The 5,448-nt window shown below is 54.3% G+C and carries 6 protein-coding genes and 1 pseudogene; all 7 read left to right on the top strand.

Translation table 11 applies throughout. The features are described 5' to 3' along the window. A pseudogene (locus lacNas_RS12160) lies at positions 1-344 on the top strand (cell division protein FtsZ); the annotation flags it as partial. 13 nt (positions 345-357) lie between these two features. Next, positions 358-804, top strand: coding sequence for a cell division protein SepF (locus lacNas_RS12155; RefSeq protein ID WP_201331547.1), 447 nt, complete (start codon positions 358-360; stop codon positions 802-804). Next, positions 804-1,106, top strand: a complete 303-nt coding sequence (locus tag lacNas_RS12150) for a YggT family protein (protein WP_201331546.1) — start codon at positions 804-806, stop codon at positions 1,104-1,106. The genes lacNas_RS12155 and lacNas_RS12150 overlap by 1 nt, the downstream gene beginning before the upstream one ends. Further along, the gene (locus lacNas_RS12145; protein ID WP_201331545.1) at positions 1,106-1,903 is read left to right on the top strand and encodes a YlmH family RNA-binding protein; all 798 of its coding nucleotides are present in this window, start codon (positions 1,106-1,108) and stop codon (positions 1,901-1,903) included. Before lacNas_RS12150 ends, lacNas_RS12145 begins: the two co-directional genes overlap by 1 nt. Positions 1,904-2,221: 318 nt before the next feature. Further along, complete coding sequence (gene ileS, locus lacNas_RS12140) at positions 2,222-5,017, top strand: isoleucine--tRNA ligase (protein ID WP_201331544.1); 2,796 nt, start codon at positions 2,222-2,224, stop codon at positions 5,015-5,017. Further along, on the top strand, positions 5,017-5,226 hold the full coding sequence (locus lacNas_RS12135) for a cold-shock protein (protein WP_201331543.1): 210 nt from the start codon (positions 5,017-5,019) through the stop codon (positions 5,224-5,226). Before ileS ends, lacNas_RS12135 begins: the two co-directional genes overlap by 1 nt. A 15-nt stretch (positions 5,227-5,241) precedes the next feature. Continuing rightward, on the top strand, positions 5,242-5,448 hold a 207-nt coding region (locus tag lacNas_RS12130), incomplete at its 3' end, for an NUDIX hydrolase (RefSeq protein ID WP_507762793.1).

Below are 5,448 nucleotides of genomic sequence, written 5' to 3'. Positions count from 1 at the left end.
GGGAGAAGCCGGCAGCACCAAAGATTCTGAACCAGGAAGCAGCAGCCCCGGCAGCTGAAGCTGCTCCGGAGAAGCCGGCTGCTGAGCCAGTGCAGGAACAACCGGCCAGCCCGGTCAAGGAAGAGAAGCCGGCCATGATGGACCCGACCAGCGTCTGGGGCCTGAATGACGATGACTACTCAAGAAGACAGAATCCGGAAGAGCAGAAGCGGCAAGCTGAAGAAAGCGAGCCGGCCCTGGATGCCGACCCAAGCAGCACGATTTCGCAAATCGACATCACCACTGACTATGATGACGACGATGATGACGAAATCCCGTTTTTCAAGCACCGCCGGGACCGTTAAGGAGGCAGAGTAAATGAACACTAACAAACTTAAAGACTTTTTTGGCTTTGGCGATTCTGATTCTTACCAAGACAGAGACCGCTACGACGAACAATACGAAGAAGAGGAAGAAATGGAAAGTTCATACCGCCCGGTCAACAGCCGGGACAACGTGGTTTCGATCAAGGCCGGCCAGGCCAGTGCCGGCCCAAGCAAGATCGTCCTTTATGAACCGCGGGTTTACTCCGACGCTAAGGAAGTAGCCCAGAACCTGCTCAACCAGAAGGCGATCATCATCAATTTCAGCCGGATGGACGATGCTTCAGCCCGCCGGGTGGTTGACTTCATCACCGGCACGGTTTACGCCCTTAACGGCGAAATCCAGCGCGTTGGCGACAAGATCTTCCTGGCTACGCCGCCGAAGTTCGAAACTGACGGCAAGATTACCGAACTGCTTGACAAGAAAGATACTTTGGGCTAATGCTGACTTTTTTGACATTTTTGTACCGGCTGCTCTACTTCATCTGTGAAGCTTACAGCCTCTTGATCATTATCGATGCCTTCATGTCCTGGATTCCGGCGATCAATGAATCAGCTGTCGGCCGCTGGATCGACCGGATCGTCAATCCCTTTGTCAACTTGTTCAGACAGGGGCCGATCCTGCGCTTGATCTACGCGACGGGCATTGACATCTCGCCGATGATCGCCCTGTTTGTGATCTATTTTGTCCAAAGCGTTGCTTTGGGCTGGCTGTTTAACATTCTGGAAAGGATTTTTCTATGATGTCCAAAAGACAGGCCAGCAGTTTCTACCCACATTTTGCAATTGAAGAAAGACCAACAATTGACCATTTTGTTGGTCTTTTTAATCGGCTGCTTTTTACAGGCCAGCCTATCCTGACGGACTTCCTGGATCCGCGGGAAAGGCAGATCATGGAAGCGATCGCCGGCGGGGAGGCCCTGCTGCAGTCTTTTGGCGGCTATGAGGAAGCGGAAAAGCAGCGCCTCTACCTCAGCCTGGACTGGGAGAACCTGCGCCCAGACGACTACCAGCTGGAGCTCTTTGAGATCGTCTATCCGCAAAAATTTGCCAGCCTGCGCCACAGCCAGATCCTGGGCAGCCTGGCCAACTCCGGCGTCCAGCTGGCGACTTTCGGCGACATCGTCACCGACGGCCAGGGCCGCTGGCAGTTTTTTGCTGAAAAAGAATTGAGCAACTTTTTTGAAAGCCAGATCGACCGGATCGGGCCCGTCAAGGTCCGTTTGGAGAAAAAGCCCTTGAAAGAGCTGCTGGAAGTGGAAGACAATTCCCAGACCGTGTCGGCAGTGGCAGCTTCCTTGCGCCTGGACGCGGTGCTGGCAGCCGTGACGCACCGGTCGCGCAGCCAGCTCAAGACCGCGCTGGAAGCCGGTGAGGTGCGGCTGAACTGGCACAAGGAGAGCAAGGCCGAAAAGATCCTGCAGCCAGGCGACCTGCTCAGCCTGCGGCACTTTGGCCGCCTGCGCCTGTTGTCTGTTCAGCCGAGCCGCAAGGGGCGGCTGAAGCTGGAATGCCGTTTTTGGCCGGCAAAACGGAAATAATATTTGACAAAGTCCCGGTCAATGCCTTAAACTCTTTTACTGTAGATAGAAAGCATCTTTCATCGCTTTCTTATCTTTTATATAATTTTGACTAATAAATCAGACTGACAGTCCTGCTTCAAGGCGACCTTAGCGAGTTAATGATGGTGAAAGATTAACATAAGCCGGCGAGCGATCAGCTGCCGATTGGTCTGATCGGCCACCGGCACGATAAGCCGGCACAAGCGGGGCCCTTGACCGGGCTCAATTTAGGTGGTACCACGATTGTCTCGTCCTATTTTAGGACGAGACTTTTTGTTTTAGCGAAAGGATTTCAATATGCGGGTTAAAGATACGCTGAACCTTGGCAAGACCAAGTTCCCGATGCGGGGCAATCTTCCCAAGAGAGAAGCAGAGTGGGAAAAGAACTGGGAAGACCAGAAGTTTTACGAAAGACGCTTGAAGCTCAACGAAGGCCATGAAAGATTCGACCTCCACGACGGCCCTCCATTTGCCAACGGCAACATCCACATGGGTCACGCCTTGAACAAGATCACCAAGGATATCATCATTCGGAGCAAGAACATGGAAGGCTTCTACGCTCCGTACACTCCTGGCTGGGATACCCACGGCCTGCCAATTGAACAGCAGCTGACCAAGCAGGGCGTTGACCGCAAGACCATGGACCGGGCAGCTTACCGGGAATTGTGCCGGAAGTTCGCCATGGAACAGGTTGACAAGCAGCGGACTGACTTTAAGCGCCTGGGCGTCATGGGTGACTGGGACCACCCATACATCACCCTGCTGCCAGAATTTGAAGCTGCGGAAATCCGGGTCTTCGGCAAGATGTACGAGAACGGCTACATCTACCAAGGCAAGAAGCCGGTCTACTGGTCCTGGTCCAGTGAATCAACTCTGGCTGAAGCAGAAGTTGAATACCATGACGTGGAATCACCTTCAATCTACATTTCCTTCCCGGTCAAAGACGGCAAGGGCAAGCTGAGCGAAGAAAACACCTACTTCCTGATCTGGACGACCACCCCATGGACGATCCCGTCCAACCAAGGGATTGCCGTCAACCCGAAGTTTGACTACTCCGTCGTTGAAGTCGGTGACCGGCGCTATGTCGTTGGCACTGAACGCTTGAGCGCGGTTGCTGAAATTCTGGGCTGGAGCGACTACAAGACCGTACAGCACCTCAAGGGGTCTGACCTGGAATACATGGTGGCCAAGCACCCTTACATCGAAGGCCGCGAAAGCCTTTTGATGGAAGCTGTCTACGTTACTGCCGATGATGGTACCGGCCTGGTGCACACGGCTTCCGGCTTTGGTGAAGACGACTACAACACCACCATGCGCTACGGCTTTGACGTACTTTCGCCAATGGACAACAAGGGCTGCTTCACTGAAGAAATCCCTGACCCGGACCTGGTGGGCAAGTTCTACACCGACACCAACGAAATCGTCAGAGACAAGCTGGCTGCTGCCGGCAACCTGCTGAGCTACAGCACCTTCGTGCACTCCGCCGCTCACGACTGGCGGACCAAGAAGCCGGTTGTCTACCGGGCAACGACGCAATGGTTTGCCTCAATTTCCAAGTTCAGAGACCAGATTCTGGACCAGATCGAAAAGACGACCTTCTACCCGTCCTGGGGCAAGACCCGTCTTTACAACATGATCAAGGACCGGGGCGACTGGGTAATTTCCCGGCAAAGAGCCTGGGGCGTTCCGCTGCCGATTTTCTACGCTGAAGACGGCACGGCCATCGTCACTCCGGAAACGATCGAACACGTGGCTCAGCTTTTTGCCAAGGAAGGCTCCAACGCCTGGTTTACCCACCCGGTTGAAGAACTTCTGCCAGAAGGCTTCACTTCAGAACACTCGCCAAACGGCAAGTTTACCAAGGAAACCGACATCCTGGACGTTTGGTTTGACTCAGGGTCATCCTGGAGCGGGGTACAAGCCCTGGGCCGGGACGTTCACTACCCGACTTCCATGTACCTGGAAGGCAGCGACCAATACCGCGGCTGGTTCAACTCAAGCTTGATCACCAGCGTTGCCACCAACGGCGTGGCTCCTTACAAGTCAGTCCTGTCACAAGGCTTCACTTTGGACGGGCAGGGGCGGAAGATGTCCAAGTCTTTGGGCAACACCATCTCGCCTAACGACGTCATCAAGCAGATGGGGGCAGAAATCATCCGCCTCTGGGTTGCTTCAGTTGACGCTTCCGGCGACGTCGGCGTTTCCATGGACATCCTGCGCCAGGTTGCTGAAGGCTACCGGAAGATCAGAAACACCTTCCGCTACATGCTGGCCAACACGTTAGACTTTGATCCGGCCAAGGACCGGGTAGCCTACAAGGACCTGCGCAAGATCGACCAATACCTGGAAGTCAAGCTGAACGACCTGGTTGCCGAAAGCATCGTCAACTACAACAAGTACGACTTCGCTGACGTCTACAAGCTGGTCTTCAAGTTCATCACCAATGACCTGTCCGCCTTCTACCTGGACTTTGCCAAGGATGTGCTTTACATTGAAGGCAAGGACAGCCACGCCCGCCGGTCAATGCAGACGGTGATCTATGACGCCGCTGTCAAGCTGGCCAAGATTTTGGCGCCGATTCTGCCGCACACCATGGGCGAAGTCTGGGGCTACTTGAAGGAAAACGAAGACGACGTCTACCTGTCCAACTTCCCGGAAATCGAAGACTACGCCGATGCCGACGAATTGAAGGAAAACTGGGGCGAGTTCATGAAACTGCGCGACGACGTCTTGAAGGCTCTGGAAGCAGCCCGGGATCAAAAGCTGATCGGGAAGTCTTTCGAAGCCAGCGTGACTGTCTACCCGTCCGCTGAAGTCAAGGCTGCCCTGGACAAGCTGGCCGGTGAAGACTTCCGGGAGATCCTGATCGTCTCCAACCTGGTCTTCGGCCAGGGCGAAGTTCCAGCTGACGCGCAAAAGCTTGACCACTCCAGCGTGGTAGTGCGCCGGGCTGAAGGCGAAGTCTGCCCACGCTGCCGGATGTACCGGACCGACATTGGCGCTGATGCCCGCCTGCCGCAACTGTGCGGCCGCTGTGCAGCCATTGTTGCCGCAGATCATCCGGAAGCTCTTGAAGAAGGCTTGGAAGACTAATGCGGACTGGAACTGTAAAACAATTTGCCGAAAAAGCAAGTTTCGGCTTTATCGAAGACGATCAAAATCACAAATCATATTTTGTCTTTTATACTGCCATCAAGGAGGAGGGCTATAAGAGGCTTGAAGTCGGTCAGCGGGTTAGCTACCAGCTAGCCCAAGGTAAACACGGCCTGCAATGCGTCAATGTTTACTTGGCCAGAGACTAAGCAAAGGAATGACATATGGATTTAAAGGAAACTGAAATTTCAACGAAGGAGGCTTTCCACGGCGGCTTCATCAACCTGCATGTTGAAACGGTGATGCTGCCAAACGGGAAAACCGCCTCCAGAGAGTTAGTGGAACACCGCCCGGCGGCAGCAGCCATCTGCATCAATGATGAGAAGAAGATGCTGCTGGTGACCCAGTGGCGGGAAGCTATCAAGCAGCTG

This window comes from Lactobacillus nasalidis (assembly GCF_016587775.1).
GTDB classification, from domain to species: Bacteria; Bacillota; Bacilli; order Lactobacillales; family Lactobacillaceae; genus Lactobacillus; species Lactobacillus nasalidis.
Note: the sequence above shows the minus strand (reverse complement) of the source record. Positions and strands in the feature narration are given on the sequence as shown.

Bases quoted from the DNA above. Each gene is read 5' to 3' on its own strand.
- lacNas_RS12145 (WP_201331545.1), top strand. From the start codon at position 1,106: ATGTCCAAAAGACAGGCCAGCAGTTTCTACCCACATTTTGCAATTGAA.
- lacNas_RS12135 (WP_201331543.1), top strand. From the start codon at position 5,017: ATGCGGACTGGAACTGTAAAACAATTTGCCGAAAAAGCAAGTTTCGGC.
- lacNas_RS12155 (WP_201331547.1), top strand. From the start codon at position 358: ATGAACACTAACAAACTTAAAGACTTTTTTGGCTTTGGCGATTCTGAT.
- lacNas_RS12150 (WP_201331546.1), top strand. From the start codon at position 804: ATGCTGACTTTTTTGACATTTTTGTACCGGCTGCTCTACTTCATCTGT.
- ileS (WP_201331544.1), top strand. From the start codon at position 2,222: ATGCGGGTTAAAGATACGCTGAACCTTGGCAAGACCAAGTTCCCGATG.